Source organism: Nitrobacter sp. (assembly GCF_051535215.1).
In the GTDB taxonomy this organism is placed as follows: domain Bacteria; phylum Pseudomonadota; class Alphaproteobacteria; order Rhizobiales; family Xanthobacteraceae; genus Nitrobacter.
Genome location: NZ_JBPPLY010000006.1, coordinates 1 through 26,386, shown reverse-complemented (window position 1 = coordinate 26,386; position 26,386 = coordinate 1). Strand labels below are relative to the sequence as shown.

Below are 26,386 nucleotides of genomic sequence, written 5' to 3'. Positions count from 1 at the left end.
GCGAAAGCAGGGTGCACTGAACTCAATTTCTTGCGACATGCTCGCTGAGCACCACTTCTGAATTGAGTCGCCTAGTTTGTCGCTAAAACCATAGCTTTTGAAAGAATTTTTCAATTGAACGAGTTCAGGCATTTCCCCCCGCACCCGAAATTAACCCGGTTCGGGCTGCCCTATGCAGAAGCGCCAGCGCCGGCTTTCTGACGGGCAACAAGTTTCAACGGAGAGCCGCTTGCGATTCTTTCAGTCGGTCCGTTGAGAAAAACTCTAAAGACCAACGAGTCCAGCGTCGATCCCCTAGGGTGAAACTCACCCCCTCCGAACATCATGGCAAGGGACTGTCGGCTTGATTGCGAGACGGAATGGTGCCGGGGATAAACCTCCACCGGCACGGGACTGCTGATCTGACGGCCCACCAAAGGATCGGCAGTCCCTATAGTCGCCCGGGTTCGCCATGAGTCCAAGTTTCGATTCAAGCATCAGAAGTGGCGGTCAGGCTCGTTGTCCAATGCGGCTCCGAAACAATTGAGATCGGGATTCCTCGCTCTCTCCACTCGCACGCCATTATGATCTTGTTTCCGAAAGAAGAGTGTTTCCAAGATTCCGTCGCATACACACCGACTACCAGCACATTTGTCTTTTGCGTCAACGCTCCCGTAGTCGCGCCCAAGACGGTAACGGCCGCTTCGCAAGCCTTTCGCTGCCCAAAACTAAACGTTCCAGTGAAACAATACCGTATGCCTCTAAATCTGAGCACTGGTGGGGGCGCGTCTAGCGGCAACGAGGTGGATTTCAGCATTTCACCGGTCCCGGCATCGCGATTTGAGAATGCGTTTAGAGTATCGAGTAACTCCATTTTCTCATCATCGTCGATAACCCCATCGGCGAGCATGCTGGCGACGCGTTGATAAAGTGTCCTGATGACGGGTTGGTCGCTGATATGAAGATTGGACGATAGCCAATCTCTCAGGAACTCGACCTCTGAATGATTGATAGTATTGTCGGCAACCAACCCACGGGCAATCCCGATGAGTTCATCGATCTGCCGGCTCGCGATCCTGTCGCCCCCGACGCGGTTATAAAATACGTCGTCCTTCTCAAGTGCCATTATGCCCCCAGGCCCGACCCGCGCGAGATTGAACTAACAACGGCTCGCGATACGTGAGATACCTTCGATCACGGCTTTCATCTCACTCGCGATATCAACCGCGAAGAGCTTCGATCAGCGCTCGCCCGTCCGCTTTGTGTCCATTAACAACATCTCGATATAGATACTCGTCGCTAGCAAACACCAACCGGATGCTTTCAGCCACATCGAACATGCGCTCTATTAACGTCCAGAGTTCTTGCAACACAGCGCTGTTTTCTTTTTCGAATCCATCCGTGACATGACCAAGTTTTTTGTTTCGCAGGTGACGAACTCTCCGCATGGAGTCATCCTCCGCCTGTAGTTGTTCCCAGCGCTCCATCAGTATCTCGATGCTCGATCGAGCGTCCGCGTGAGATGGTGGCCGAGAAAGCATTGCACGACGCCATCGGCGATCTTTTTCGGTCAGCCGGCCCTTTAGCTCCTGATTATCGAGCGCTTTCATCAGAACTGCTATGGAAGCATCGTCTGGCTTGGCCCGCGCCCCCTCGTCGCACAGCGCACAAACTCGAATCACCAACACGTGGATTAAATCGTATTGGATCACTCTGATGGCATGGGACGGTTTGCCAGAGGCCATCCTCTCTTGGCCAATGGCGTCATTCATACCGTGGAAGACGCCATAGGTCGCCGCGAGATTCAAAACCGCCAGATGAACCTCGTCGACCTTTCCCGAAAGAGCTTCCGCCCCGAGCACTCCCGCCTGGTCCTGCATAATCACCGCTTATTGTCCCGCATAGAAACGTCAACCTAGCCGCTCCAACGGACAATAAGCCCCAGCGTAGAGGCCCCACACAACGCTCGCGCTGGGTTGTCCCTTCAAAAAAGTCATTCCAGCAACCAATTCCCCCCGCACGAATCTCGCGTGCATGATTCCTCTGCGAGCGACGATCGTCAGCGCCTTCGCCCGTAACGGATGACAACGGACGCCAACGGATGGCGAAAGAGTCGCAACGGATAACAACGGACGGTAACAGGCGAATGCCTACACCCCAGACCACACCCCGATGCGGAAAACATCTAGCTGCGGCGGTGAAAATTCTATCTAAGTTATTGATTTTATTGGTCGGAGCGAGAGGATTTGAACCTCCGACCCCTAGTCTCCCAGACTAGTGCGCTAACCGGGCTGCGCTACGCTCCGTGCCGTGACGGCTCCGTTCCATTATAGCGTTTTCAAGCGAAGCGGTACCGGTTCGCGTGAAGAAAATACGCCAAATGAGACGAAACCCCGGCCCTGGTTTCATCAAGGCCGAAGGTAGCTCTAGCCGCGTTCCTGGGACGGCGCAAGAAGCGAGGCGTCCGCCTGAGCGACGCCATAACGAGGGTGCCGGAAACCGTCAGCCGTTGCCGAGTGCGTCGTCCAGCAGCCGCCTGCAGGCGACCAGTTCGGCCAACGCATCCTTCAGTCGTGCAAGATCGACGGCTGCATTCACGCCCGGAATTGCCGCGCTGTCGGGACCGGACCACAACACCTCGTCGAGATTGTGCCTCAGCGGCTTGTGCTCACCCGCATCCCGCGCTCGGGGCGCGGCGCTGTCGGCGATGTCGCCGTCCCCTTCTGCGTCCTCGTCGTCGGCCTCGTAGTCGGGCAGTTCGTCGTCATCAATCTCGCCGAGCGTGTTGCGGATGTCGTCCTCGATGGCGCCGAAGGCGGCGGCGGACGATCCCTCGGTCAGGCCCTGCACCGATTTGACGCCGTGCTCCTTCAGGATCCGCTGTACGCCGCGGATCGTATACCCCTCGCTGTAAAGCAGGTGGCGGATGCCGCGCAGCAGATCGACGTCGTCCGGGCGATAGTAGCGGCGGCCGCCGCTTCGCTTCATCGGCTTGATCTGCGCAAACCGGGTTTCCCAGAAGCGCAGGACATGCTGGGGAACATCGAGGTCGGCGGCAACCTCGCTGATGGTGCGGAAGGCATCGGGTGCCTTGTCCAAGTGCTCGCTCCTCTGCCAATCGGGTTCCGAATGCCGAACCTGTCAGCCAGCCATTTGCGGTTACTCGGCTTACTCGGCCTTGGTTTCGGCGCCGTTTCCGGCATTGCTGCCGTTGATCCGCTGCTTCAAAATCGCAGACGGCTTGAACACCATCACGCGACGCGGAGAGATCGGCACCTCGGTGCCCGTCTTCGGATTGCGGCCGATACGCTGGCCTTTCTTGCGTACCATGAACGACCCGAACGACGACAACTTCACCGTTTCGCCCTTCTCCAGGCAATCGGTGATTTCCTTGAGCACGAGTTCTACGAACGCGGACGACTCGGTCCGCGACAACCCCACCTTTTTGTAGACGGCTTCGCAGAGATCAACGCGCGTGACTGTTTTTCCGGTTTCGGTCATCGCCTGCCCCAAGCTCCCGGCGAACAATTCGTAACTGAAATTAAGAGTTTAACGACGCACGGTCAACCTATCACATCATGCTTTCGCACGATAGATGACGGCAGTTACGCTGGATATTTTGATTCAAGTCTTACCATCGCAGAAGGGCGGAGCCCCAGGTGAACCCTCCGCCCATCGCTTCCAGCAACACCAGATCGCCTCTTTTGATGCGCCCATCCGCGACGGCGACCGACAACGCCAAGGGAATCGATGCAGCCGATGTATTGCCGTGGCGATCGACCGTCAACACGACTTTCTCCGGCGCAATATGCAGTTTGTGGGCCGATGCGTCGATGATTCGCTTGTTGGCCTGATGCGGAACAAACCAGTCGATGTCGTCCGCGGATAGGCCGGAGGCATTGAACGCATCGACGATGACGTCGGTGATCATGCCGACGGCGTGCTTGAACACCTCGCGGCCTTCCATCCGCAGATGTCCCACGGTCCGGGTCGAGGACGGTCCGCCGTCGACAAAAAGTTTTGATCTGTGACGGCCATCGGAACGCAGATGTGTTGTCAGAATGCCACGATCAGAGGGTTTTCCCGGCTGCTCCTGAGCTTCTAGCACCACCGCGCCAGCGCCGTCGCCGAACAGAACGCAGGTTCCGCGATCGGTCCAGTCCAGAATGCGCGAGAAGGTTTCCGCGCCGATCACCAGCGCGCGCTTGAACGCCCCCGCCCGCAGGAAATTGTCGGCGGTGGCCAGCGCGAACACGAACCCCGAGCAGACCGCCTGGAGGTCGAATGCCGCGCCATGATGGATGCCGAGCCCGCTCTGAACCGCGACCGCCGTGGCCGGAAACGTATAGTCCGGGGTCGAGGTCGCCAGCACGATCAGGTCGATCGACTGCGCATCGATTCCGGCGTTAGCGAGCGCCGCCTGGGCCGCGCGGATCGCGAGATGCGAGGTGAACTCCCCCTCCGCGGCAATGTGGCGCTCGCGAATGCCGGTGCGCTGGACGATCCACTCGTCCGAGGTGTCGACCTTGGTGGCCAGCTCGGCATTGGTCAGCACCCTTTGCGGCAGATAGGAACCGCAGCCGAGCACGACCGAACGTATCGCAGTCAAGAGATGGCCTCCTGCACTGCCGACGCCGAAACAAGGGTGTGGCCGTGACGGTTGAGCGTTTGGTTGATCTTGGTCAGGAGATCGTAGCGGACCATCTCATAGCCAACATCGACCGCGTAGGCAAAGCCTTCGGCGTCGGTCCCGCCATGACTCTTGACCACGATTCCGTTAAGTCCGAGGAACACGCCGCCATTGGACTTGCGGGGGTCCATCTTGCCCCGCAGCGCCTTGAAGGCGCCACGCGCGAACAGGTAGCCGATCCGCGACAACAGGCTGCGCGACATCTCGCTGCGCAGATATTCGGCGAGTTGCCGCGCGGTGCCCTCGGCCGTTTTCAGCGCGATATTGCCGCTGAATCCCTCGGTGACGATGACGTCGGCAGCGCCCTTGCCGATACCGTCTCCCTCGACGAAGCCGATGAATTCGAGCTGCGGCAGATCCATCGCCCGCAGCAATTCCGCAGCCTCGCGGATTTCCTCCCCGCCCTTGACCTCCTCGACGCCGATGTTGAGGAGGCCAACCGTCGGACGCTTCAAATCGAACAGAACGCGCGCCATGGCGCTGCCCATGATCGCGAGCGCCATCAGATGCCGCGCGTCGCCGCCGATCGTGGCGCCGAGATCGAGCACCACGGAATCGCCGCGTATGGTCGGCCAAACCGCCGCGATCGCCGGCCGGTCGATGCCGGGCAGCGTCCGCAGGTTGAACCGCGCCATCGCCATCAGCGCGCCGGTATTGCCGGCGGACACGGCGACGTCGGCTTCTCCTTTTTTCACCGCGTCGATCGCAAGCCACATCGACGAGGTCTTGCGGCCGCGGCGCAGCGCCTGGCTTGGCTTGTCGTGCATGCTGACGGCAACGTCGGTGTGGATCACCCGCGACACCGCCTTCATCGCCGGGTGGGCGGCGAGTTGCGCTTCGATCAGGGCGCTGTCGCCGTAAAGCAGAAACTCGGTGTCGGGATGACGGTTCAGGGAAATCGCGGCGCCCGGAATGACCACCGATGCGCCGATGTCGCCTCCCATGGCGTCAAGCGCGATTCGAACCTTTTTCGGCATGGAAGTCCTGGAAGCCCTTGATCTCTTGCGGCCATGAAGCGCGCGGCCACACGGGGGTGGCGCTTCATCGGCCCGGCAGCGACAATAGCGTGTCCCGGCCTTGATACAACATAGCGAAGGCGCGGGATTTCCGCAGCCTCGCGGCTCAAAAACAGACGTCGAAAATCAGATAAAATTATCTTATTTTCAGTATCTTAACTACCTCCTTCTGAAAGATCACATCCAGCGCTTCGTCTTTAGCCCCGCCCTGGCTTCTTCCCGCGCGATGGATTCGGGTCGATTTTAAGCGCCTTCAGGGCGGCGAAGGGATGGTCCTCGGGATCGACGGCGCTGGAAGGCGGCTCGAAAACGACGTCGGGCTTCCGCGGATAAGGGTCGATCCCGAGAAACAACACATCGGTCGCGAGACGTCCGAGATCGATGACGCCATTGACGATGGGCTCGGGCGCATCCGGAACGTGGCGGTCGGGCTGGTCATCGCCATCGTCATCGATGGCGGCCGCGAACGCCTCGACGCGGTCTTCCGGTACGAAAAGAAGGTCCACGTCCTCGACGATGTCATTCTCGATCGGATCGAGGGACACCACGCAGGTCTGTCCCACGCGCGCCGACACCCTGCCCCGCACATGCACGCTGTCATGGCGCCCGGGCTTCAGATCGAACGATGCACGCGCTGATTCGATATCCCGCAAGCCGGCGAGCTTCGCCAGTGCGGTTCGCACAGTCTCGTCGGCCTCGATATCCCGATGAAGGCCGGTTTCCGGAATCTGCACGACCGCGATCCGCGCGCTCCAGGGATTTGCGATGGTGTCCGGCCTGTCTCTGGCGGTCATGTCCGTGCTCTCATATCCGATGCGCGAGGTCCGGAAACCGCAACCCGCCGTCGGCCGGCCTCGTCTGGTCGTCAGCAGCGGGCGCAGCTATCGCCTCCGCCACATAATCGGCAAGCCGCCGCGCGCTTTCGATGTCCCGGCCGTTATAGATATTCCTGTCGAGGGCTTCCACCAGCCGCTCGCGCCCCTCCGCGAGCGCGCGATCGTAGGCGGCCGAGCGGCCATAGAAGGCCTCTCCGAACGCGTGCATGCGCTTCGGAACGGTGAGGTCGCCGACCCCCATTTCCCGCAGGTTGGCGTCCATGTCGCTGCAGAAATGATCGAACAGCGCCTGCGGGAGTTCCTTGTCATCCCTCTGCTTCAAACGCGAAAGCGCTATCCACAGGTGCAGCAGAATCATGTCGAAGCGGCCATCGACAGTGTCCGGCACCTGCAGTTTCTGATAAAACAACGGCTCTCGCGCCTGCGTCACGATCATGCCATAGATCGCTTCAATGGTGCCGCGCGACGGAGTGCGGGATTTTCTGAAGTGACTGAGCGGCCAGAGCATGTGGGTTCCGAAAATCAGCCCGCAGGGCTTCCGGTTGTGCAATCGCAGGACCGTCGCCGTGTACGCCGTTGCGGGTACGTCAATGGCTCGCGCGATGCAAGAGGATGAGGTCGGCTCCCGAATGACAGTTTCGGCATCAAAAACAGGAAACGCCGCGAGGCGACGCCGTCGTCTGCGCGTGACGCTCGCAGCCACGCTCGTGTGCGCGGCCGTGGCGGGCTGCACCGGCGAGCAGTTTCAGAAGGGCTATATCCTGCCTCCCGGTGCGCTCGAGCAGATCCAGATCGGCGCCAGCCAGGATCAGGTGCTGATCGTGATGGGAACGCCCTCCACCGTCGCGACGCTGAACGGCGAGGTCTTCTATTACATTTCGCAGCGTGCGAACCGTCCGGTCGCGTTCATGAATCAGAGGGTGGTCGATCAACGCGTGATCGCCATCTATTTCGACAAGAACCGCCAGGTGACCCGGCTCGCCAATTACGGACTGAAGGACGGCAGGATCTTCGACTTCATCAGCCGCACCACCCCGACATCGGGCCAGGAGATCAGCTATCTCCAGCCGCTGTTCAAGCTTCTGAGTCCGAACTAGGAGCGGGATCATTCACAACGGAATGTTGTCGTGCTTCTTCATCGGCGCGTCGACGTGCTTATCCCTCAGCATGGCGAGAGCGCGGGCGATGCGCCTGCGGGTCGAGTGCGGCATGATGACGTCGTCGATGTAGCCGCGCTCGGCGGCGATGAACGGCGACAGGAAGCGATCCTCATATTCCTTGGTGCGTGCGGCAATCTTGTCCGCGTCGCCGATGTCTGAGCGAAAGATGATCTCCACCGCGCCCTTGGCGCCCATGACAGCGATCTGCGCGGTCGGCCAGGCATAGTTCATGTCGGCGCCGATTTCCTTGGACGCCATCACGTCGAACGCACCGCCATAGGCCTTGCGCGTGATGACGGTGACGAGCGGCACCGTGCATTGCGAATAGGCGAACAGGAGCTTCGCGCCGTGCTTGATGAGCCCGCCATATTCCTGCGCGGTGCCAGGCAAAAAGCCCGGCACGTCGACGAAGGTCACGATCGGGATGTTGAAGGCATCGCAGAAACGAACGAAGCGCGCGGCCTTGCGTGAAGCGTCGCTATCGAGCACGCCAGCCAGCACCATCGGCTGGTTGGCGACGAAGCCGACGGTGCGCCCGGCGATGCGACCGAAACCGACGACGATGTTTTTCGCAAACGTTTCCGCGATCTCGAAGAAGTCGCCCTCGTCCACGACCTTCAGGATCAGTTCCTTGATGTCGTAGGGCTTGTTCGGATTGTCGGGCACCAGCGTGTCCAGCGAGTCGTCGATGCGCTCGACGTCGTCGAAGCTCGGCCACTCCGGCACGCCATCGGTGTTGTTACTGGGAAGGAAGTCGATCAGGCGTCGCACCTGCAACAGCGCCTCGACATCGTTTTCGAACGCGCCGTCGGCAATGGACGACTTTGTCGCGTGCACGCTGGCGCCGCCGAGTTCTTCCGCGGTCACCACCTCGTTGGTGACGGTCTTCACCACGTCGGGACCGGTGACGAACATGTAGCTCGTGTTCTTCACCATGAAGATGAAGTCGGTCATGGCCGGCGAATAGACGTCGCCGCCAGCGCAGGGTCCCATGATGACTGATATCTGCGGGATCACGCCCGAGGCCTGCACGTTGCGGCGGAACACATAGGAATAGCCGGCGAGCGCGGCGACGCCTTCCTGGATGCGCGCGCCGCCCGCATCGTAGAGGCCGATGATCGGCGCACGCGCCTTCATCGCCATGTCCTGAATTTTCGTGATCTTCAGCGCGTGGGTCTCCGACAGCGAGCCACCGAAAACGGTGAAGTCCTTCGCGAACATGAAAATCTTGCGGCCGTTGACGGTACCCCAGCCGGTGACGACGCCGTCGCCAGGCACCTTCGATTTGTCCATGCCGAATTCCGTCGAGCGATGCTCGACGAACATGTCGAACTCCTCGAACGAGCCCTTGTCGAGCAGCAGTTCGATGCGCTCCCGCGCCGTCAGCTTGCCGCGCGCATGTTGCGCCGCGATGCGCTTCTCGCCGCCGCCGAGTTTTGCTGCGGCACGGCGAGCGTCGAGGGTTTCGAGGATGTCCTTCATGGCCCCCTGCCTGGGTCCGATTCAACGAAGTTGGATCAGACTGTAGAGCATGTTTCTTTTGGACAAAATCTGCAACCCGTCGTGGCCGGGCACAGCCGACGGAAGAACGGGTTAGCTGCTGTTTCTGACAGGAGTCCCTCAGGCGCGCCCCGACAGCCGCAGCACGAACACCAGTACTTCGGCGACGGCCTTGTACAGCTCAGGCGGAATCTCGTCGCCGAGTTCGACATGCGACAGCGCGCCGGCCAGCACCTCGTTTTCCTCGATCGGAATGTCGTGCTCTTTGGCGACCTCGATGATCTTCGCGCCGAGCGACCCCCTGCCCTTGGCGACCACGCGCGGCGCGCCGCTGCCCTTGTCATAGTGAAGGGCGACCGCGACCTGATCCCTGGTCTCCACGCTCATAACGCGCGATCCAGAAAATGGCCGGCCGGCGCGGGCCTCTGTTGCGGCGGCGCGCCTTCGCGGATGACGATATCGCCCGGCTGCAATTCGGCGCGGCTCAATGCCTGAGTGAGTTGCGAGGCGCCGGCGCGCAACCGGCTCACTGTCGCGGGACGCTCGGCCCACAGCCGCACCGAGGTGCTGTCGCCGGTCAGCGACACCAGCGCATGAACCGGCCCGGCGGGCTCGACGTCGAGCGAAAATCGCGCGCGCCAGACCCGCTTCGTCGTCTCGATTTCATGGCCGGCGGCATCACGCGAAATCTCGAACTGCGCGATCGCGGTACCCGACGGAGTGGCGAACGGAATCTCGAAATTCCAGCGCGGTACGTTCTGGTCAAATCTCGGCCCCGCATCTATCCGATCCGGAAGCGAGGCAACCTGCAACAGCGTCTGACGCGCGATCGCAGCTTCGGTGTCGTCGAGCAACCGTCGCGCGATGTCGCTCGCCGGGGCGGCCGGCGACAGCATCGGCATCGCGACGGGCTGTGCGGTCGGCAGCGCGCCGCGAAACGGCGGCGACGGCGTGCTGGTGCGCACGATGAAGACGCTGTTTTCGTCGGGACCGTTCGCCGGCGCTGCCCTGAGCGCCGAAGGTCCCGCGGCCGGATCGCCGTCGAGTCCGAGTTCCGCACCGAGGCCGGTTCTGCCGCCGCCGTTCTGAAGCGCCTCCTGCAAAAGGTTCAAGGCCGCACCGGTGGCAGCGGTGCGGACGCCCGCATCGGATACCTTTGAAAACAACGTCTGGTTCGCGAGCGTCAACGTGTCGGGATCCTCGGTGACGGGCAGCCGCGCCTGCGGCAGATAGACTTCCTGCGGCTCGAAATCCGGCGACAGCGGAGGCGCCATCGACGGCGCTGATCCGGCCGCCGGCGCATGCGGCGCTTGCGGCGAAGCCTGTGGGGTGCCTGCGGGCGCGTCCTTCGCGGCACCGGCAATCGAAAGCGCCTCGCGAAGCACGAGCAGCGCGGCCTTGAGATCGGGTAATTGCGCGGCGGCCAAGGTCGATGCCGGTTGCGCTGTCGTCAGCCCTGCCGCCAGCGACGCTTCGAGAAAAAGCCCGGAATTTTGGAATGCAGTCCTGATGTCGTTTCCGGTCAGGTTCGGACCGAGATCGGGACGCAGCGCCAGCAGCCGGTCGGCAATTTCCTGGACCTGCGGCGGCAGTCTGCCCGATCCGGCTGCCGCCAGCAGATTGGCATAGAGCGGCGACAGGCTGCCTTGCCGCGTCGCGGCGGCCTGCGCCGCGGCCGAGACGGAAAGTGCTTCCAGCGCCGTCAGCGGTGGTTTCGAGGGCGAGGCCGGCGCATCGGCTTCGGCCGCGGCAAACGTAGCCGCGAGGTCGGGCGCAAGCGTCACGGAATCCGCCGGCTCCGCCATGGCAGCGGCCGCCGGGTTGGGCGACCCGCCCTGCCCGGCCACCGCGAGCCTGAGCCCCTGCGCGGTCTGCGACACTTCAAGCTGAAGTTTCTCGCCGACCTGCAGCGGAATTTCGGACAAAACCTCGATCGTCAGATTGGCGATGGCGATGCGGACGAGATTGTTGGCGAGGATCTGCTGGACCCGCGCGTCGACGACCGTGCCCGGCTGAAGCGCGGCCTCGGAGCCGGTGTCCTGCACCGCGATGACCGGAAAGATCGGGTTGATCGAGATCGCCATGAAAGCCTCGTTTCGGATGGGAGGCTAACTGCGGTGTCTAAACCCCTTCTTAACCGAATGGTTGAACCTGCGCCGCCAGGACGCTTGCGGCCGCCCTGAAATCGGAGAGGCGAGCGGCCTGCCGCGCCGCGACCTCCTCGTCCGCGCCCCATTGCTCGCTGTTCCAGTCCTCGTTGACATGGGCGGCGGCCCAGACCTCATCCGCATCCAGCCGCCGGCGCATCAGGGCAAGCGCGAGCAGCGCCGAGCCGGTCAACGTCGTGATGACATGCAGCGCTCCAACCGCCCAGGGCTCGGATGGCAGCGCCGCGCGGGCGGCAGCGATCGCCGGATCGGGTTGGCGGACATGCACGATGCCTTCAGTGAGGATGAAATGCGCGCCAAGCGTTTCGGCCGCCCAGAACAGCACAGGATCCCAGTGCGAAGCCTCGCGGGCGACCAGCGCTTCGGGATGGCCAGCGCGGTAGAACAGCAGGTCCGTTTCAAAATATTTGGCGATATCCTCGACCACGGCCTCGACACGGCCGGTCACGCCGTCGATGACGCTGTTGGCGAGCCGCGTCACCGGCATGGTCATGGGATCGATGACATCCCGCTGCGCCTGCCATTCGGCGGCCATCGTCGCGGCGATCTCCTGAGACGGCGCCGCCAGCAGGTTGCGCGACGGCGTGCGCACCGGCTTGCCGTCGAGCAGGATGGCGAACCCGTCCGGAGTTTCGCTCACGCTCGCGGAGGCGTAGAAACGCTTGCGCTGCCCGGTTCGCGTGGACTGGCGTACCGCTTCTTCCGGATCCAGCGACGGGCCGAGACTTTCTTCGAACAATTCACGCATGGCATATTCTCACATCGACCTGAGATCGCGGCGCAATGGCGAAGACCTACTCCTCCGGCGCGTTTTCGATCGGGTCGAACCGGTCGGCTTCAAGGCCGAGCAGATTCCATGATTGCAGCATATGCGGCGGCAGCGGCGCGCTCACATCGATGACGCCGCCGCGCGGATGCGGGATCACGATGCGGCGCGCCAGGAGGTGAAGCCGCTTCTGAAGACCGCCCGGCAACTGCCAGTTCTCCTTGTTGAAATACTTGGGATCGCCGACGATGGCATGATTGATGTGCGCCATGTGCGCGCGCAGTTGATGAGTCCGGCCCGTGACCGGCTTCAACGATACCCAGGCGAGCTTCTGCGCTGAGGTCTCCACCACCGCGTAATAAGTGACGGCGTGGCTCGCCCCCTCGTCGCCATGCGCGGCGATCCGCATGATCGAGTCTTCCTCGCTCTCCTCCTTGGCGAGGTAGGTCGAGATGCGGCCCTGCTTCGGCTTCGGCACGCCCGCGACCAGCGCCCAGTAAATCTTACGGGCCGAGCGATGGCGGAACGCCCCCGTCAGCGCCGTCGCCGCAAAGCGCGTCTTAGCCACCAGCAGGCAGCCGGCGGTCTCGCGATCGAGCCGATGCACGAGGCGCGGGCGCTGACCCTTCGCGTCGCGCATCACCTCGAGCATCCCGTCGATGTGCCGCGACAGGCCGGAACCGCCCTGCACCGCAAGCCCGGCCGGCTTGTTCAGCACCATGACGTCGGCATCCTCGAACAGCACCATCTTCTGCAATTCGTCGCGTATCTTGGTCTCGGCCTCGGACAGGCGTGTCGCGGCCTTCGGCGTATCGAGCTTGAGCGGTGGAATGCGGACCGTGTCGCCCTCGCTCAGACGGTCCTTGCTGTCGGCGCGCTTGCCGTTCACGCGCAGTTCGCCTTTGCGGACGATGCGCTGAATGTGGGAAAAAGACAGGCCGGGAAATCGCGCTTCGAGAAAACGATCGACGCGCATGTTGGCTTCGTCGGCCGTCACGGCGACCGTCTGCACCTTCGTCGGCAACGGCGCCGGTTCGGGTTTGGCGGGCGGTTCGATGCGGGGCGCAGCATCGCGAGACGCGGCTGCGCGGAGCGGTTTGCCAGGCCGAACGCCCTGCCCTCGCTCGCCTCCGAAACGCTCGGCCCCGCCACGCCCTTCCGGACGCGTCCGTTTGGGCCGAGCACTCTTCTGCCGGGCATCGTTAGGCCCACCTTTGGGGCGCTCGCCCGGGACGCGGGATTTCGCGAGAGGTCGTTTGACGCGGCGGCTCATGTGTTCCTCTCTACTGGCAGGCCGCCTGCCGCTTGAGCAGGGCAAGGTCAACCATCACGTCGTGCGAGCGCTTGAGCTTGTCGGCCTCGCTCGCAGCCGCACATGCGCCCTTGGCGTCGCCGGTCTGCAATCGCGCAAGTCCGAGGCTGGCCCAGCCGTCCGCGAATTCCGGCGCGTCGCGCACGCCCTGCTCCAGAATCGCTTTCGCCTCGACCGGACGCTTGGCCTTCAGCAGCAGGCGGCCGTAATCGGCCTTCAGCGTTCGCCGCGGCTTAGGCTGATGAAGAGCAATCCTGAACAATTCTTCGGCGTATTCGAGGTCGCCGAAGCGCGCCGCGGAGATCACCGCGAAGCCTTGATAGACGGCGCTGCGCTCCGGGGCGAGCAGCCACGCCTGATTGAATCGCTGGGCCGCCTCCGGAAAGTCGCCGCGATCGATATGCGCGAAGCCGCGCTCGATCGCGACGTCGAAGACTTTCTCGCGCGAGCCGAGCTTGTCCGCCTCCGCAAGAAATTTGCTGTCTGCCTTGCTCTGCTCTGGGGTCTTGTCGGCGAATCCGAAGAACGGCTGCTCGTTGATCGGCGCCGGGAATGTCTTCTTCGTCACCGTAACGCCGGGCGCGGTCTCGACCGTCTCCGCGTGCGACGGCGTGACACACGCGAGAGCGGCGATGGCGATAATGCAGGCCCGGATAAACGTCATGGTCATTTGCTGCCTTCTTTCTCTCGTCGCAGCTTCGCCCAATAGTCCAGCCGCTTCCTGATCTCGCGCTCGAAGCCGCGATCGGGCGGATCGTAGAACGTCCGCCGTCCGAGCGCCTCCGGAAAATAGTCCTGCCCGGAAAAACCCTCCGGCATGTCGTGATCGTATTGATAGCCTTCGCCGTAACCTTCTTCCTTCATCAGCATGGTCGGCGAGTTCAGGATGTGCTTGGGCGGCAGCAGCGAGCCTCCCTCCTGTGCAACCCGCTTCGCCGCGCCGAACGCCTTGTAGGCGGCGTTCGACTTCGGCGCGGTGGCGACATAGATCACGGCCTGCGCGATGGCCAGTTCGCCCTCGGGCGAGCCAAGAAAATCATAGGCGTCCTTCGCGGCGTTGGCGACGACCAGCGCCTGCGGATCGGCGAGCCCGATATCCTCCACCGCCATCCGCACCACGCGCCGCGCGAGAAACAGCGGATCCTCGCCGGCCTCCAGCATTCGCGCCAGATAATATAATGCCGCATCCGGATCGGAACCGCGCACCGCCTTGTGCAGAGCGGAGATCAGGTTGTAATGGCCATCGGCGGACTTGTCGTAGATCGGCGCGCGGCGCTGCAGCACGCCCTGCAACTGCCCGGCATTGAACACCTCGCCGTCACGCGCCGAGCGCCAGACCTCCTCGACCAGTGTCAACGCCGCGCGGCCGTCGCCGTCCGCCATGCGTACCAGCGCGGCGCGCGCTTCATCGTCGAGCGGCAGCGGCTTGCCCTCGACCTGCTCGGCGCGGGCGAACAGTTTCTCGATCGCCGCCGCATCGAGCGAACGGAACACCAGCACGCGCGCGCGCGACAGCAGCGCCGCGTTCAGTTCGAACGAGGGATTCTCGGTGGTCGCGCCGACCAGGACGACGGTGCCGTCCTCCATGACGGGCAGAAACGAATCCTGCTGCGCGCGATTGAAGCGATGCACCTCGTCCACGAACAATAGCGTTCCCGTGCCGGTCTCGCGGCGCGCGCGGGCGGCGTCGAACGCTTTCTTCAGATCGGCGACGCCTGAGAACACGGCGGACAGTTGCTCGAAGTGCAACGCCGTTGCATCCGCCAGCAGCCGCGCCACCGTGGTCTTGCCGGTCCCCGGCGGTCCCCAGAAAATCAGCGAGCCAAGCGTGCGGGTTTCCAGCATGCGCGTCAGTGCGCCATCCGGCCCGAGGATGTGGTCCTGCCCGACCACATCCGACAGCGCCTGCGGACGCAGCCTGTCCGGCAGCGGCCGCGGTGCATCTTGCTCCAGACCCGCCGCGGCGAACAGGCTTTTGGACTCGCGCTGGCGCTTCGGACTCATCCGCCGAGCATGACTTGAATCTGCTGGCCGCCGCGCAGCAACGTGATCCGCCAGAGCCGCCCGGCCTCACTGACGGCCCGTTCGAGATCAGCCGTCCTGGCGATCTTCTTGTTGTTGACCGCCAAAATGATGTCGCCCTTCATGAAGCCGACGCTCGCGGCCATTCCATCGTCCACCAGCGCGGTGACCACGACGCCCTCCGCGCCGGGATCGAGATGAAGTTCGTCGGCGAGTGCCGGCGAGATGTTGGCAACCTTCGCACCCTGAAACGGCGACGGCTTGGTGATCGTGATCTCGTCGCGGCCAGTGTCCGGCGCGGTTTCCAGTGCAACGGTGAGCTTGACCGGCCTCCCGTTGCGCTGGACCTCGATCTGCGAGGTGCCACCCAGCGGCCGCGTGGCGAAGCGATAATCGAAGGCATTGGGATCCTCGACGGGCTGTCCGTCGATCGACACGATCAGGTCGGAGAGCTTGAGCCCTGCCCGCGCTGCCGGACTTCCCGGCGTGACGCTCGCGACCAGCGCGCCGGCAGGTGCCTTGAGGCCGATGGTTTCGGCGATTTCCGGCGTCACCGCCTGCAGCCGCGCGCCGAGCCAGGGCCGCTTCACGGCCTTGCCGCCATTCTTGGCGGAGGCCACGACGACCCGCACCATGTTGGCCGGAATCGCAAAGCCGATACCTTGCGATCCGCCCGAGCGCGAGAAAATCGCCGTGTTGATGCCGACAAGATGACCGGTCATGTCGACCAGCGCGCCGCCCGAATTGCCCGGATTGATCGCCGCATCGGTCTGGATGAAGAACTGATAGTCGGTGATGCCGACCTGCGTGCGCGCAAGCGCCGACACGATGCCGTGCGTCACCGTCTGACCGACGCCGAAGGGGTTTCCGATTGCGATGACCATGTCGCCGACCTGCAACTCATCCGAATTGGCGAAATCGAGCGTCGGAAACTTCTCATGTACATTTTTCAGCCGCAGGATCGCGAGGTCGGTCCGCGTGTCCTTGAGCACGATCTCGGCTTCGAACTCGCGCTTGTCGGCCAGGGCGACCTTGACCTGGTCCGCGCCTTCGATGACGTGATTGTTGGTCACGACGAGGCCGGACGGATCGACCATCACGCCGGAGCCGAGCGAACGCTGCATCTGTTCGGGCTGCTGGCCGGGAACGCCGAAGAAGCGGCGAAAGATCGGATCGTCGAGAAGCGGATTGCGGTTCTGGATCACCTTGGCGGCGTAGACGTTGACCACCGCCGGCGCGACCCGCTGCACGATCGGCGCAAAGGACAGGCGAAGCTCGGCCTGGGAAGCCGGCACGCGGCGATCCTGCGCCGTCGCAGGATTGACGCTGCCGGTGAGGACGACAGCGCACAGAGCCGCCGCAAGCAAAGCACTGATTCGGAACATCGAGGCCTCTCGGAAAACGAACGGAATTAGGTCGTCCGGCGGTGCAATATAACGTTTTCGAACGAAGTGGGCATCGGCTCGTGCGAAGAAACACCTCAAATCAAAGTCATGAAGTCGCTTTCGATTTCGTCGAAGGCGGAACGGTCTCCGAAGATGACTCGCCCCGATTTCAGCCTCCGCAAGGCGCATCGAGGTTCCGGCGCAGCTCGATAAAGCTTGCGATTCGGGTCAAGGGCCGCCGTCAGTCATGGACCGAATGACGTCGCCAGCTATATAAAGTCGCCGGCCATAAACAAAAACGGCGCTTAACGCGCCGCTTTCGATGTCTTCTGGATACCGCGGAAGGTCAGTCCTCCTCGGCGACCTTCTCCTGCACCGGACCGGAGTCTTGGCCCTTGGCATCGAAGTCGCGATCGACAAACTCGATCACTGCCATCGGCGCATTGTCGCCGTAACGGAAGCCGGCCTTGATGATGCGGGTGTAGCCGCCCTGACGATCCTTGTAGCGGGACGCCAGCACGTCGAACAGCTTCCTCACCTGATCGACGTCGCGCATCTCGCTGATCGCCTGACGACGCTTGTCGAGACCGCCCTTCTTGCCGAGCGTCACGAGTTTCTCGACGATCGGACGCAACTCCTTCGCCTTCGGCAGCGTGGTGACGATCTGCTCATGCTTGATAAGCGACGCCGCCATGTTGGCGAACATCGCCTTGCGATGCTCCGCGGTGCGGTTGAGTTTACGGTGAACCTTGCCGTGACGCATGTCTCTTTCCTCAATCCTTGTCGCGACCGCGGGGTCGGACATCCAATGCAGGCGGGCATCCTGCGTTCGCCCGGTGAACCCGCTTCCGTTCCGGACACTGCAGGGCAGTGATCCGAAATCCGGAAAACAGATCCGATTAATTTCTGAATTCCGGGTTCGAGCCTCAAGGCTTAGCCCCGGAATGGCAGAGCACTCAGTAATGATCCTCGAAGCGCTTGGCCAGCTCGTCGATATTCTCCGGCGGCCAGCCGGGCACTTCCATGCCGAGATGCAGCCCCATCTGGGCCAGCACTTCCTTGATTTCGTTCAGCGACTTGCGGCCGAAGTTCGGCGTCCGCAGCATCTCCGCTTCCGACTTCTGCACCAGGTCGCCGATATAGACGATGTTGTCGTTCTTCAGGCAGTTCGCCGAGCGCACCGACAATTCCAGTTCGTCCACCTTCTTGAGGAAGGCCGGGTTGAACGCCAGATCCGGAATGATCTCGGTGGTAACTTCCTTGCGCGGCTCCTCGAAGTTGACGAAGACGTTGAGCTGATCCTGCAGGATACGCGCGGCGAAGGCCACGGCGTCCTCCGGCGTCACGCCGCCATTGGTCTCGATCGTCATCGTCAGCTTGTCGTAGTCGAGGATCTGGCCCTCGCGGGTATTCTCGACCTTGTAGGACACCTTGCGCACGGGCGAATACAGGCTGTCGACCGGAATCAGGCCGATCGGCGCGTCCTCAGGCCGGTTGCGCTCGGCGGCGATGTAGCCCTTCCCGTTGGCGACGGTGAACTCCATGCGGATCTCGGCGCCGTCGTCGAGGGTGCAGATCTGAAGCTCGGGATTGAGCACCACGATGTCGCCGACGGTCTGGATGTCGCCTGCGGTGACGGTGCCCGGTCCCTGCTTCTTCACGACCATGCGCTTGGGGCCTTCGCCCTGCATCTTGATCGAGATGTCCTTGATGTTCAGCACGATGTCGGTGACGTCCTCGCGAACGCCGGCGATCGAGGAGAACTCGTGCAGCACGCCGTCGATGTGCACCGACTGCACCGCGGCGCCCTGCAGCGACGACAGCAGGATGCGCCGCAGCGCATTGCCGAGCGTCTGACCGAAGCCGCGCTCGAGCGGCTCTGCGATCAGGGTTGCGAAGCGCGAGGGGTCGCTGCCGGGAACGACCTGCAGCTTGCTCGGCCGAATCAGTTCTTGCCAATTTTTCTGGATCGTCACTGTATCACCCATGCCATCAAGATCTCTGGCGTTGGAGGGCGCGGATCAACCCGCGCGATAATAGGTCTTGAACCTGCGCGGACAACCAAACGCCCGCGGCCGGAATATCAGACGCGCCGGCGCTTGCGCGGGCGGCAACCGTTATGCGGTATCGCGGTCACGTCGCGGATCGAGGTGACGGTAAAGCCCGCGGCCTGCAGCGCGCGCAGCGCCGATTCGCGGCCCGACCCCGGACCGGCCACCTCGACCTCCAGGGTGCGCATCCCGTGCTCCTGCGCCTTCTTGGAAACGTCTTCCGCAGCAACCTGCGCGGCATACGGCGTCGATTTGCGCGATCCCTTGAAGCCCATCGTTCCGGCCGACGACCAGGCGATGGTGTTGCCCTGCGCGTCGGTGATGGTGATGGTCGTGTTGTTGAACGACGAATTCACATGCGCGATGCCGGATGCGATGTTCTTGCGTTCGCGGCGGCGCACGCGTGTCGCAGCTTCCTTACCCATTGTCAGCCTTTCCTGTGATCTCAACGCCGCCGTAATGCCAGCGGCTCCACCAGCGGGTAGCGAACAGCAAAGCAGCGATAGAAACGACTATCCGCTGTTCCCGTTCGCTTATCGCTTTCGTTACTTCTTCTTGCCGGCGATCGATTTGGCCGGCCCCTTGCGGGTGCGCGCGTTGGTATGGGTGCGCTGGCCGCGCACCGGCAGACCGCGGCGATGACGCAAGCCGCGATAGCAGCCGAGATCCATCAGCCGCTTGATATTGATGCCGACTTCACGGCGAAGATCGCCCTCGACGAGGTAGTCGCGATCAATGATTTCACGAATCTGAAGCACTTCCTGATCGGTCAGTTGCGAGACCCGGCGCTCCGCCGGAATCTTGACCTTCTCGATGATCTCGGCGGCATTCTTCTGTCCGATGCCATGGATATATTGAAGCGCAATGACGACGCGCTTGTTGGTCGGGATATTCACGCCGGCAATACGGGCCACAGACTTTTCTCCTGTCACCGGCCCTCGACGGGCCAGCCTTTCCTTCGATATTTCAGGCGGGTATCCTCAAACACGAACACGACGCCCGACCCGCGCAATCCTGGGGCCCGGCATCGTCTCAAACGATCCGCTGGATGACCGCTTATTAGGGATTTAGTATCGTTTCGTCAACCGTTTCGCGCCATTTGCTCGCTTTTTCGTGACTCTTTTGACCGCCTTTTTGCTCGCTTTCCCCTACCGTTCCCCGCCGGAACGACAAACCGTCGGGGCGATCTCGGGATTTAGTACGCTTTTGGGATCAATTTCCGGCGGCCTTACCACCTGCGGACGCCGAATTTCGACATCGGGACCCCCGACCGCCTCAGGACGCGGCGGATATCCCGCGTGACATCCTCGACAGCCATCATGCCGTCAACGGTCAGGAGCTTGCCGCGCTCCGAATAGTAGCGAATGAGCGGCTCGGTCAGCGTCCGATAGCTCGCCAGGCGCTTCGAGAGCACCTCGGGCGTATCATCGGAACGCACCTGCTCTCCCCGCGCCTTCATTTCCGCGACCCGGCTTTCCACACGCTGCAACAGCGCGCGCTCATCGACGCGAAGTTCGATCGCGGCATCGAGATTGAGCTTCTTTGAGTCGAGCAGCTGGTCCAGCGCTTCGGCCTGCGGTACGGTGCGCGGAAAGCCGTCCAGGATGAAACCGCGGGTCGCATCCGGCTGGTCGAGCCGATCGGAAATGATACCGATGACGACGTCGTCGGGAACCAGCCCGCCGCTCGCCATGATGTCCTTCGCCTTGAGGCCGACCGGGGTGCCGGCGGCGACAGCCGCGCGCAGCATGTCGCCGGTGGAGAGCTGAACGATTCCGTAATCGTGGATCAGGAGTTGCGCCTGGGTTCCCTTCCCTGCCCCCGGCGGTCCGAGAAGAATCAGTCTCATGACGAAATGCCCCCTCGCCAGTTGAGCGAGCGGCCGCGCACCCGCGTTTCGATAGTGGGAACGGGACACATCAGCGCCGATCCTCACGTAAACTCATAAGCCACGTTGCCATAGGCGATCAATGAAATACCAAGCACGGCGGGGGGAAGGCTGCCATGAATCTGTGCTGACCCTCAGTCCGGGATCAGTGACAAGGAGCCATGCTGCGCAGCCGCATCGGATAGTTGCGCCTCGTGTGAGCGCACCGGCACGACCGTCCGGCGGACGCCGAATTACCGGCGCCGTCCTCTCAGCTTGGATTTCTTGATCAGCCCTTCGTATTGATGGGCCAGCAGATATCCCTGCACCTGCGACACCGTGTCCATCGTCACGCTGACGACGATCAGGAGCGAGGTGCCGCCGAAATAGAACGGCACGGCTGCGTAGGAAATCAGGATCTCCGGAATCAGACAGACAACCGCGAGATAGACCGCCCCGGGCACGGTGATGCGCGAGAGCACGTAATCGATATATTCGGCCGTACGCTCGCCCGGCCTGATGCCCGGAATGAAGCCGCCGTGCTTTTTCAGATTGTCCGCGGTCTCGGTCGGATTGAACACGATCGCGGTGTAGAAGAAGGTGAAGAACACGATCAGCACAAGGTAGAGGATCAGAAACAGTGGCCGGCCGTGGCCGAGCTGCGTGGTCACCCACTGGAACCACTCCGGTCCGCTGCCCGCGTTGAAATTCGCGACGGTGGTCGGCAACAACAGCAGCGACGACGCGAAGATCGGCGGAATCACGCCCGAGGTATTGAGTTTCAGCGGCAGATGCGAGGACTGCCCCTCGAACATCTTGTTGCCGACCTGACGCTTCGGATACTGGATCAGCAGCCTGCGCTGCGCGCGCTCCATGAAAACGATGAAGGCAATAACGGCCACCACCATGATCAGAACGATCAGGATGATGCCGGTCGACAGCGCGCCCTGACGGCCGAGCTCCAGCATGTTGGCGAGAGCGGACGGCAATTCGGCGACGATGCCCGCCATGATGATAAGCGAAATGCCGTTGCCGATGCCGCGGGAGGTGATCTGCTCGCCGAGCCACATCAGGAACATGGTCCCGCCGGTCAGCGTGATCGCGGTCGAGACCAGGAAGAACATGCCCGGATTGCTGACGACGTTGCCGGCGCCCTGAAGACCGACGGCGATGCCATAGGACTGGAAGAACGCCAGCACCACGGTGAGATAGCGGGTGTACTGGTTGATCAGCTTGCGGCCGGCTTCGCCCTCCTTCTTGAGGGCCTCGAGCTTCGGCGACACGGTGGTCAACAGTTGCAGGATGATCGACGCCGAAATGTACGGCATGATGTTCAAGGCGAAGATCGCCATGCGGTCGATGCCACCGCCGGAGAACATGTTGAACATCCCGAGGATGCCGCCGGCCTGGGAGTTGAAAACCTTCTGCCAGACCGTCGGGTCGATGCCCGGCAGCGGAATGTAGGTGCCGAGCCGGTAAACGAGCAGCGCACCCAGTGTGAACCAGATGCGCTTCTTCAGTTCGTCGGCTTTCGCGAACGCCGAGAAATTAAGGTTCGCCGCCAGCTGTTCCGCTGCTGAGACCATATTCAGCTTTCTCCCGCGCCAACCTTGCCGTCATGCTCCGCGGTGGGCACTCGGCAGACGTCAAACCTCTTGTGGTGCTCGGCTCTCGATAAATCTACCATTCGCAAGTCTGGTGTTGCACGCCAAAGCAGGCGATGACGCAGATGTTATGCCGCCTCGCCCTCGTCCTTTTTCGGCGCAAGGATTTTCACCGAGCCGCCGGCCTTCTCGACCGACGCGATGGCGGACTTCGAGGCGCCATGAACCTCGATGGTGAGTTTCGCCTTGATCTCGCCGCGACCGAGCAGGCGGATTCCGTCCCTGGCGCGCCGCACCACGCCGGACTTCACCAGCGCCTCGGCGTTGACGGTCTCCTTCGCGTTGATCGAACCGGCGTCGATCGCGGCCTGGAGCCGGTCGAGATTGATCTCGGCGAACTCGAGCCGGAAAATATTAGTGAAGCCGCGCTTCGGCAGACGGCGATGCAGCGGCATCTGGCCGCCCTCAAAGCCCTTGATGCGCACGCCAGAGCGCGCGGTCTGACCCTTGCCGCCACGGCCGCCGGTCTTGCCCTTGCCGGAGCCGATACCCCGGCCGATCCGCATACGCTTCTTCCGCGAGCCTGCGTTGTCGGCGATATCGCTGAGTTTCATTGTCGCGTCCTCGTCATGTCCGCCGTGCCGGGCTCTCCGGCCATCCACGTCTCTGTCCCGGCACCGGGCCGGGCGTGACGGCAAATCGTTATTTCTCGTCGATTACCCTGACGATGTGCTGAACCTTCGCGATCATGCCGCGAACCTCGGGCGTGTCCTGCAACTCGGCGACCCGGCCGATCTTGTTGAGCCTGAGCCCGATCAGCGTCGAACGCTGCGCGTGCTGGCGGCGGATCGCGCTGCCGGTCTGCTCGACCTTGATCGTCTTTGCGGCCTTATTCGCAGTCTTGGCCATCGTCCTCACTCCAAAAGTGCTGTCCGGCTGGTTGATCGGATCGGCGACCGCCGCTCCGGCTCAGCCTCATTATTCGGCAACCGCTTCGACGTCGCCGCCGACACGGCGCGCCTGCAGCGTGGATACCTTGATGTTGCGGCGGGCCGCGACCGAGCGCGGCGAATCCAGATGCTTCAGCGCATCGAAGGTCGCGCGAACCATGTTGTAGGGATTGGATGAGCCGACCGACTTCGCAACCACGTCCTGGATGCCGAGCGTTTCGAACACGGCGCGCATCGGGCCGCCGGCGATGATCCCGGTGCCGGCCGGCGCGGCGCGCAAATAAACGCGGCCTGCGCCGTGACGACCCGCGATGTCGTGATGCAGCGTCCGTCCCTCGCGCAGCGCCACGCGCGTCAGATTGCGCTTGGCCGATTCCGTCGCCTTGCGGATCGCCTCCGGAACTTCGCGCGCCTTGCCGTGACCGAAGCCGACGCGACCCTTCTGGTCGCCGATCACGACCAGCGCCGCGAAGCCGAACCGCTTGCCACCCTTGACGACCTTCGCCACACGATTGATGTGGACCAGCTTGTCGACGAACTCGCTGTCGCGCTCCTCGCGATCCCTGCTCCGTTCGCGTCCGCCGCGTTCGCGTTCACCTGCCATGGTGTTTTTCCGATCCTTGTGAGGCTTCCGCCCCGTCCTGTCCGTTCGATACCAATCTCAAGACGCGCATTCCTGTCGCAAAACCCGTTTCACTCTCGCGGATTTACGCGTTTAGAAACTCAAGCCGCTCTCGCGGGCCGCATCGGCCAAAGCCTTGACGCGACCGTGATAGAGATAGCCGCCGCGATCGAAGACCACTTCCTTGACGCCGTTCTTCACCGCCCGCTCCGCCAGGAGCTTGCCGACCGCCTTGGCGGCCTCGATGTTGGCGCCGGTGTTGCCCGCCTCGCGCATCGTCTTCTCCAGCGACGACGCCGACGCCAGCGTCTCGCCCTTCTGGTCGTCGATGACCTGGGCATAGATGTGCTTCGACGAGCGGAACACCGACAGCCGCGGACGGCCGTTGGCGGTGCGGCGCAACGACAGCCTCACGCGTTGCTTGCGCCGGGCATTCGTAATCTTCAATTTCGACATGACCGGCTCCGTTACTTCTTCTTGCCTTCCTTGCGGAAGATCTTTTCATCGGCGTACTTCACGCCCTTGCCCTTATAGGGCTCAGGGGGACGATAGCCGCGGATCTCGGCCGCGACCTGACCGACGCGCTGCGCATCATTGCCTGTGATCGTGATTTCGGTCGGCTTGGGCACCGCGATCGTGATCCCTTCCGGGATCGCATAGTTGACGTCGTGGCTGTAGCCGAGCGCGAGCTGCAGGGTCTTGCCCTGCAAGGCGGCGCGATAGCCGACGCCGACGATCTCGAGCTTCTTCTCGAAACCCTTGGTGACACCCGCGACGAGGTTGGCGACCTGCGCGCGCGCCGTGCCATACAGCGCCTGCGCGCGGTTGGTCTCGTATCGCGGCGCGACCTTCACCGCACCGTCCTCGAGCTTCACCTCGACATCGTCATGGACGACGAACTGAAGCTGACCCTTCGGCCCCTTCATCTTGACGGTCTGCCCTTCGATGGTCGCGGTCACACCCGACGGCACCGTGACCGGCCTCTTGCCAATGCGTGACATGGCTCAATCCTTCATCTTAGTCTGTGCGCGTTGTCGCAAAACCGGTTTCCACTTTCGCGACATGCGCACTAGAACACCGTAAAGAGAACTTCGCCGCCCACGTTCGCATCGCGCGCATCGTGATCGGCCATGATCCCCTTCGGCGTCGACAACACCGAAATTCCCAACCCGTTGTTGACGCGGGGCAGATTCTTCACCGAAGCGTAAACCCGCCGGCCCGGTCTGGAGACGCGCTCGATCTCGCGGATCACCGGCTCGCCGTCGAAATACTTCAGCTCGATCTCGAGCTCGCTGCGGCCCGAGGAATGCTCGACGCTTGCGTAGCCGCGGATGTAGCCCTCGCTCTTGAGAACTTCGAGCACGTTGGCGCGCATCCGCGAGCCCGGCGTCGAAACCTTGGACTTGTTACGCATCTGCGCGTTGCGGATGCGGGTGATGAGATCGCTGATCGGATCGTGCGTGGACATCTGGCGATCCTCCTTACCAGCTCGACTTCACGAGGCCGGGAACCAGGCCCCGCGAGCCGAGATCGCGCAGCGCGATGCGGCTCAGCTTGTTCTTGCGGTAATTCGAACGCGGACGTCCGGTCAGTTCGCAGCGGTTGCGAATACGGGTCGCCGACGAGTTGCGCGGCATTTCGGCAAGCTTCAGGGTGGCCGCAAAGCGCTCCTCCATCGGCTTGGTCTTGTCGGCGATGATGGCCTTCAGCCGCGCGCGCTTCGCAGCCGCGTTCCGGTTCATCCGCCTGCGCCGGTTGTTCTTCTCGATCGAACTCTTCTTTGCCATGCTTGGCTCCTTGCCTTTCCGCGTCTGAGCGCCTCTCAGCGTCTCACTGCCGGAACGGAAAATTGAATGCGGTCAGCAACGCCCGGGCTTCGTCGTCCGTCTGCGCGGTCGTGCAGACGGTGACGTCCATGCCCCAGCTTTCACCGACCTTGTCGAAGTCGATTTCGGGAAAAATGATGTGTTCCTTGATGCCGAGCGAGTAGTTGCCGCGGCCGTCGAAGCTCTTCGGATTGAGACCGCGGAAGTCGCGCACGCGCGGCAGCGCGACGTTCACCAGGCGATCGATGAACTCGTACATCTTGGCCTTGCGCAGCGTCACCTTGCAGCCGATCGGCTGGTTCTCGCGCAGCTTGAAGGTCGAAATCGCGACACGTGAGTAGGTCACGATCGCCTTCTGGCCGGCGATCAGCGACAGGTCGGCGGCCGCGGTCTCGGCCTTCTTGCGGTCGTTCACGGCCTCGCCGATTCCCATGTTGAGAACCACCTTGTCGAGGCGCGGCACCTGCATGATGTTGCCATAGCCGAACTGCTCGGTCAGCCGGGTGCGGATGCTCTTGTCATACTCCGCGCGCAGGCGCGGCACGTAAGCCGTCTCAGCCATCGATCTCCGCTCCCGAACGCTTGGCGACACGCACCTTGGTGCCGTCGGCCTGAATCTTGAAACCGACGCG

The 26,386-nt window shown here is 62.6% G+C and carries 31 protein-coding genes, 1 tRNA gene and 1 pseudogene; 1 reads left to right on the top strand and 32 read right to left on the bottom strand.

From position 1 onward, the window contains the following. Nucleotides 1–469: 469 nt before the first annotated feature. From ACS3WB_RS08390 to ACS3WB_RS08350, 9 genes are all read right to left on the bottom strand, one after another. Complete coding sequence (locus ACS3WB_RS08390; RefSeq protein ID WP_438275110.1) at nt 470–1,105, bottom strand: BRCT domain-containing protein; 636 nt, start codon at nt 1,103–1,105, stop codon at nt 470–472. A gap of 94 nt (nt 1,106–1,199) precedes the next feature. Further along, nucleotides 1,200–1,859: a hypothetical protein gene (locus tag ACS3WB_RS08385; protein WP_438275235.1), complete on the bottom strand. Its 660-nt coding sequence runs from the start codon at nt 1,857–1,859 to the stop codon at nt 1,200–1,202. 348 nt (nt 1,860–2,207) lie between these two features. After that, nucleotides 2,208–2,285: transfer RNA gene (locus ACS3WB_RS08380), tRNA-Pro, on the bottom strand. Nucleotides 2,286–2,481: 196 nt separating this feature from the next. Continuing rightward, entirely contained in the window at nt 2,482–3,078 is a 597-nt protein-coding gene (locus tag ACS3WB_RS08375; RefSeq protein WP_438275109.1) for a MerR family transcriptional regulator, read from the bottom strand. Between the two features lie 69 nt (nt 3,079–3,147). Next, nucleotides 3,148–3,480 carry an integration host factor subunit alpha gene (locus ACS3WB_RS08370; RefSeq protein ID WP_438275108.1) on the bottom strand — a complete coding sequence of 111 codons (333 nt, stop codon included), beginning with the start codon at nt 3,478–3,480 and terminating at the stop codon, nt 3,148–3,150. A gap of 130 nt (nt 3,481–3,610) precedes the next feature. Further along, the gene (locus ACS3WB_RS08365) at nt 3,611–4,588 is read right to left on the bottom strand and encodes a beta-ketoacyl-ACP synthase III (protein WP_438275107.1); all 978 of its coding nucleotides are present in this window, start codon (nt 4,586–4,588) and stop codon (nt 3,611–3,613) included. Continuing rightward, a complete protein-coding gene (plsX, locus tag ACS3WB_RS08360; protein ID WP_438275106.1) occupies nt 4,585–5,646 on the bottom strand; it encodes a phosphate acyltransferase PlsX in 1,062 nt (353 codons plus the stop codon). The genes ACS3WB_RS08365 and plsX overlap by 4 nt, the downstream gene beginning before the upstream one ends. 236 nt (nt 5,647–5,882) lie before the next feature. Further along, entirely contained in the window at nt 5,883–6,479 is a 597-nt protein-coding gene (locus ACS3WB_RS08355; RefSeq protein WP_438275105.1) for a YceD family protein, read from the bottom strand. A 10-nt stretch (nt 6,480–6,489) separates the two neighbouring features. After that, a complete protein-coding gene (locus ACS3WB_RS08350) occupies nt 6,490–7,029 on the bottom strand; it encodes a ubiquinol-cytochrome C chaperone family protein (protein WP_438275104.1) in 540 nt (179 codons plus the stop codon). Between the two features lie 121 nt (nt 7,030–7,150). On the opposite strand from ACS3WB_RS08350, the gene ACS3WB_RS08345 reads away from it, so the two are divergent. Next, on the top strand, nt 7,151–7,618 hold the full coding sequence (locus tag ACS3WB_RS08345; protein ID WP_438275103.1) for an outer membrane protein assembly factor BamE: 468 nt from the start codon (nt 7,151–7,153) through the stop codon (nt 7,616–7,618). A gap of 12 nt (nt 7,619–7,630) precedes the next feature. Here ACS3WB_RS08345 and ACS3WB_RS08340 read toward each other — a convergent pair whose 3' ends face one another. The 23 genes and pseudogenes from ACS3WB_RS08340 to ACS3WB_RS08230 all read right to left on the bottom strand — a co-directional run. Beyond that, a complete protein-coding gene (locus ACS3WB_RS08340) occupies nt 7,631–9,163 on the bottom strand; it encodes an acyl-CoA carboxylase subunit beta (protein WP_438275102.1) in 1,533 nt (510 codons plus the stop codon). A gap of 138 nt (nt 9,164–9,301) precedes the next feature. Continuing rightward, nucleotides 9,302–9,568, bottom strand: coding sequence for an EscU/YscU/HrcU family type III secretion system export apparatus switch protein (locus tag ACS3WB_RS08335; protein ID WP_438275101.1), 267 nt, complete (start codon nt 9,566–9,568; stop codon nt 9,302–9,304). Next, entirely contained in the window at nt 9,565–11,265 is a 1,701-nt protein-coding gene (locus tag ACS3WB_RS08330) for a flagellar hook-length control protein FliK (protein WP_438275100.1), read from the bottom strand. Before ACS3WB_RS08330 ends, ACS3WB_RS08335 begins: the two co-directional genes overlap by 4 nt. 49 nt (nt 11,266–11,314) lie before the next feature. Continuing rightward, nucleotides 11,315–12,097, bottom strand: a complete 783-nt coding sequence (locus tag ACS3WB_RS08325; RefSeq protein WP_438275099.1) for an ATP12 family chaperone protein — start codon at nt 12,095–12,097, stop codon at nt 11,315–11,317. A gap of 46 nt (nt 12,098–12,143) precedes the next feature. After that, on the bottom strand, nt 12,144–13,388 hold the full coding sequence (locus ACS3WB_RS08320) for an RluA family pseudouridine synthase (RefSeq protein WP_438275098.1): 1,245 nt from the start codon (nt 13,386–13,388) through the stop codon (nt 12,144–12,146). Nucleotides 13,389–13,398: 10 nt separating this feature from the next. Then, nucleotides 13,399–14,097, bottom strand: coding sequence for a tetratricopeptide repeat protein (locus ACS3WB_RS08315; RefSeq protein ID WP_438275097.1), 699 nt, complete (start codon nt 14,095–14,097; stop codon nt 13,399–13,401). Continuing rightward, nucleotides 14,094–15,431: a replication-associated recombination protein A gene (locus ACS3WB_RS08310; protein ID WP_438275096.1), complete on the bottom strand. Its 1,338-nt coding sequence runs from the start codon at nt 15,429–15,431 to the stop codon at nt 14,094–14,096. Before ACS3WB_RS08310 ends, ACS3WB_RS08315 begins: the two co-directional genes overlap by 4 nt. Further along, the gene (locus ACS3WB_RS08305; protein WP_438275095.1) at nt 15,428–16,834 is read right to left on the bottom strand and encodes a DegQ family serine endoprotease; all 1,407 of its coding nucleotides are present in this window, start codon (nt 16,832–16,834) and stop codon (nt 15,428–15,430) included. The genes ACS3WB_RS08310 and ACS3WB_RS08305 overlap by 4 nt, the downstream gene beginning before the upstream one ends. A gap of 346 nt (nt 16,835–17,180) precedes the next feature. Beyond that, complete coding sequence (rplQ, locus tag ACS3WB_RS08300; RefSeq protein ID WP_438275094.1) at nt 17,181–17,597, bottom strand: 50S ribosomal protein L17; 417 nt, start codon at nt 17,595–17,597, stop codon at nt 17,181–17,183. Nucleotides 17,598–17,790: 193 nt separating this feature from the next. Beyond that, nucleotides 17,791–18,822, bottom strand: coding sequence for a DNA-directed RNA polymerase subunit alpha (locus ACS3WB_RS08295; RefSeq protein ID WP_438275093.1), 1,032 nt, complete (start codon nt 18,820–18,822; stop codon nt 17,791–17,793). A gap of 95 nt (nt 18,823–18,917) precedes the next feature. After that, the gene (gene rpsK, locus ACS3WB_RS08290) at nt 18,918–19,310 is read right to left on the bottom strand and encodes a 30S ribosomal protein S11 (RefSeq protein WP_292611394.1); all 393 of its coding nucleotides are present in this window, start codon (nt 19,308–19,310) and stop codon (nt 18,918–18,920) included. 120 nt (nt 19,311–19,430) lie between these two features. Further along, the gene (gene rpsM / locus ACS3WB_RS08285; RefSeq protein ID WP_438275092.1) at nt 19,431–19,799 is read right to left on the bottom strand and encodes a 30S ribosomal protein S13; all 369 of its coding nucleotides are present in this window, start codon (nt 19,797–19,799) and stop codon (nt 19,431–19,433) included. A 314-nt stretch (nt 19,800–20,113) separates the two neighbouring features. Continuing rightward, nucleotides 20,114–20,734, bottom strand: a complete 621-nt coding sequence (locus tag ACS3WB_RS08280; protein ID WP_438275091.1) for an adenylate kinase — start codon at nt 20,732–20,734, stop codon at nt 20,114–20,116. A 272-nt stretch (nt 20,735–21,006) separates the two neighbouring features. Beyond that, nucleotides 21,007–22,338, bottom strand: coding sequence for a preprotein translocase subunit SecY (gene secY / locus ACS3WB_RS08275; protein ID WP_438275090.1), 1,332 nt, complete (start codon nt 22,336–22,338; stop codon nt 21,007–21,009). A gap of 146 nt (nt 22,339–22,484) precedes the next feature. After that, nucleotides 22,485–22,970 carry a 50S ribosomal protein L15 gene (rplO, locus tag ACS3WB_RS08270; protein ID WP_438275089.1) on the bottom strand — a complete coding sequence of 162 codons (486 nt, stop codon included), beginning with the start codon at nt 22,968–22,970 and terminating at the stop codon, nt 22,485–22,487. A gap of 88 nt (nt 22,971–23,058) precedes the next feature. Next, nucleotides 23,059–23,265 (bottom strand): 50S ribosomal protein L30, encoded by a 207-nt coding sequence (gene rpmD / locus ACS3WB_RS08265; RefSeq protein ID WP_438275088.1) that lies wholly within the window; start codon nt 23,263–23,265, stop codon nt 23,059–23,061. Between the two features lie 69 nt (nt 23,266–23,334). Beyond that, on the bottom strand, nt 23,335–23,910 hold the full coding sequence (gene rpsE, locus ACS3WB_RS08260) for a 30S ribosomal protein S5 (RefSeq protein ID WP_292618025.1): 576 nt from the start codon (nt 23,908–23,910) through the stop codon (nt 23,335–23,337). Between the two features lie 111 nt (nt 23,911–24,021). Then, nucleotides 24,022–24,384, bottom strand: a complete 363-nt coding sequence (gene rplR / locus ACS3WB_RS08255; RefSeq protein WP_438275087.1) for a 50S ribosomal protein L18 — start codon at nt 24,382–24,384, stop codon at nt 24,022–24,024. Between the two features lie 11 nt (nt 24,385–24,395). After that, nucleotides 24,396–24,929 carry a 50S ribosomal protein L6 gene (gene rplF / locus ACS3WB_RS08250; RefSeq protein ID WP_438275086.1) on the bottom strand — a complete coding sequence of 178 codons (534 nt, stop codon included), beginning with the start codon at nt 24,927–24,929 and terminating at the stop codon, nt 24,396–24,398. Between the two features lie 68 nt (nt 24,930–24,997). Then, nucleotides 24,998–25,396, bottom strand: a complete 399-nt coding sequence (gene rpsH, locus ACS3WB_RS08245) for a 30S ribosomal protein S8 (protein WP_292695886.1) — start codon at nt 25,394–25,396, stop codon at nt 24,998–25,000. 13 nt (nt 25,397–25,409) lie between these two features. Continuing rightward, the gene (rpsN, locus tag ACS3WB_RS08240) at nt 25,410–25,715 is read right to left on the bottom strand and encodes a 30S ribosomal protein S14 (RefSeq protein ID WP_141383216.1); all 306 of its coding nucleotides are present in this window, start codon (nt 25,713–25,715) and stop codon (nt 25,410–25,412) included. A gap of 43 nt (nt 25,716–25,758) precedes the next feature. Then, nucleotides 25,759–26,316: a 50S ribosomal protein L5 gene (rplE, locus tag ACS3WB_RS08235; RefSeq protein WP_438275085.1), complete on the bottom strand. Its 558-nt coding sequence runs from the start codon at nt 26,314–26,316 to the stop codon at nt 25,759–25,761. Further along, a pseudogene (locus tag ACS3WB_RS08230) lies at nt 26,309–26,386 on the bottom strand (50S ribosomal protein L24); the annotation flags it as partial. The pseudogene ACS3WB_RS08230 and the gene rplE, both read right to left, overlap by 8 nt.

Bases quoted from the DNA above. Each gene is read 5' to 3' on its own strand.
- ACS3WB_RS08390 (WP_438275110.1), bottom strand. From the start codon at position 1,105: ATGGCACTTGAGAAGGACGACGTATTTTATAACCGCGTCGGGGGCGAC.
- ACS3WB_RS08385 (WP_438275235.1), bottom strand. From the start codon at position 1,859: ATGCAGGACCAGGCGGGAGTGCTCGGGGCGGAAGCTCTTTCGGGAAAG.
- ACS3WB_RS08370 (WP_438275108.1), bottom strand. From the start codon at position 3,480: ATGACCGAAACCGGAAAAACAGTCACGCGCGTTGATCTCTGCGAAGCC.
- plsX (WP_438275106.1), bottom strand. From the start codon at position 5,646: ATGCCGAAAAAGGTTCGAATCGCGCTTGACGCCATGGGAGGCGACATC.
- ACS3WB_RS08355 (WP_438275105.1), bottom strand. From the start codon at position 6,479: ATGACCGCCAGAGACAGGCCGGACACCATCGCAAATCCCTGGAGCGCG.
- ACS3WB_RS08350 (WP_438275104.1), bottom strand. From the start codon at position 7,029: ATGCTCTGGCCGCTCAGTCACTTCAGAAAATCCCGCACTCCGTCGCGC.
- ACS3WB_RS08345 (WP_438275103.1), top strand. From the start codon at position 7,151: ATGACAGTTTCGGCATCAAAAACAGGAAACGCCGCGAGGCGACGCCGT.
- ACS3WB_RS08340 (WP_438275102.1), bottom strand. From the start codon at position 9,163: ATGAAGGACATCCTCGAAACCCTCGACGCTCGCCGTGCCGCAGCAAAA.
- ACS3WB_RS08335 (WP_438275101.1), bottom strand. From the start codon at position 9,568: ATGAGCGTGGAGACCAGGGATCAGGTCGCGGTCGCCCTTCACTATGAC.
- ACS3WB_RS08330 (WP_438275100.1), bottom strand. From the start codon at position 11,265: ATGGCGATCTCGATCAACCCGATCTTTCCGGTCATCGCGGTGCAGGAC.
- ACS3WB_RS08325 (WP_438275099.1), bottom strand. From the start codon at position 12,097: ATGCGTGAATTGTTCGAAGAAAGTCTCGGCCCGTCGCTGGATCCGGAA.
- ACS3WB_RS08320 (WP_438275098.1), bottom strand. From the start codon at position 13,388: ATGAGCCGCCGCGTCAAACGACCTCTCGCGAAATCCCGCGTCCCGGGC.
- ACS3WB_RS08315 (WP_438275097.1), bottom strand. From the start codon at position 14,097: ATGACCATGACGTTTATCCGGGCCTGCATTATCGCCATCGCCGCTCTC.
- ACS3WB_RS08310 (WP_438275096.1), bottom strand. From the start codon at position 15,431: ATGAGTCCGAAGCGCCAGCGCGAGTCCAAAAGCCTGTTCGCCGCGGCG.
- ACS3WB_RS08305 (WP_438275095.1), bottom strand. From the start codon at position 16,834: ATGTTCCGAATCAGTGCTTTGCTTGCGGCGGCTCTGTGCGCTGTCGTC.
- rplQ (WP_438275094.1), bottom strand. From the start codon at position 17,597: ATGCGTCACGGCAAGGTTCACCGTAAACTCAACCGCACCGCGGAGCAT.
- ACS3WB_RS08295 (WP_438275093.1), bottom strand. From the start codon at position 18,822: ATGGGTGATACAGTGACGATCCAGAAAAATTGGCAAGAACTGATTCGG.
- rpsK (WP_292611394.1), bottom strand. From the start codon at position 19,310: ATGGGTAAGGAAGCTGCGACACGCGTGCGCCGCCGCGAACGCAAGAAC.
- ACS3WB_RS08280 (WP_438275091.1), bottom strand. From the start codon at position 20,734: ATGAGACTGATTCTTCTCGGACCGCCGGGGGCAGGGAAGGGAACCCAG.
- secY (WP_438275090.1), bottom strand. From the start codon at position 22,338: ATGGTCTCAGCAGCGGAACAGCTGGCGGCGAACCTTAATTTCTCGGCG.
- rplO (WP_438275089.1), bottom strand. From the start codon at position 22,970: ATGAAACTCAGCGATATCGCCGACAACGCAGGCTCGCGGAAGAAGCGT.
- rpmD (WP_438275088.1), bottom strand. From the start codon at position 23,265: ATGGCCAAGACTGCGAATAAGGCCGCAAAGACGATCAAGGTCGAGCAG.
- rpsE (WP_292618025.1), bottom strand. From the start codon at position 23,910: ATGGCAGGTGAACGCGAACGCGGCGGACGCGAACGGAGCAGGGATCGC.
- rplR (WP_438275087.1), bottom strand. From the start codon at position 24,384: ATGTCGAAATTGAAGATTACGAATGCCCGGCGCAAGCAACGCGTGAGG.
- rplF (WP_438275086.1), bottom strand. From the start codon at position 24,929: ATGTCACGCATTGGCAAGAGGCCGGTCACGGTGCCGTCGGGTGTGACC.
- rpsH (WP_292695886.1), bottom strand. From the start codon at position 25,396: ATGTCCACGCACGATCCGATCAGCGATCTCATCACCCGCATCCGCAAC.
- rpsN (WP_141383216.1), bottom strand. From the start codon at position 25,715: ATGGCAAAGAAGAGTTCGATCGAGAAGAACAACCGGCGCAGGCGGATG.
- rplE (WP_438275085.1), bottom strand. From the start codon at position 26,316: ATGGCTGAGACGGCTTACGTGCCGCGCCTGCGCGCGGAGTATGACAAG.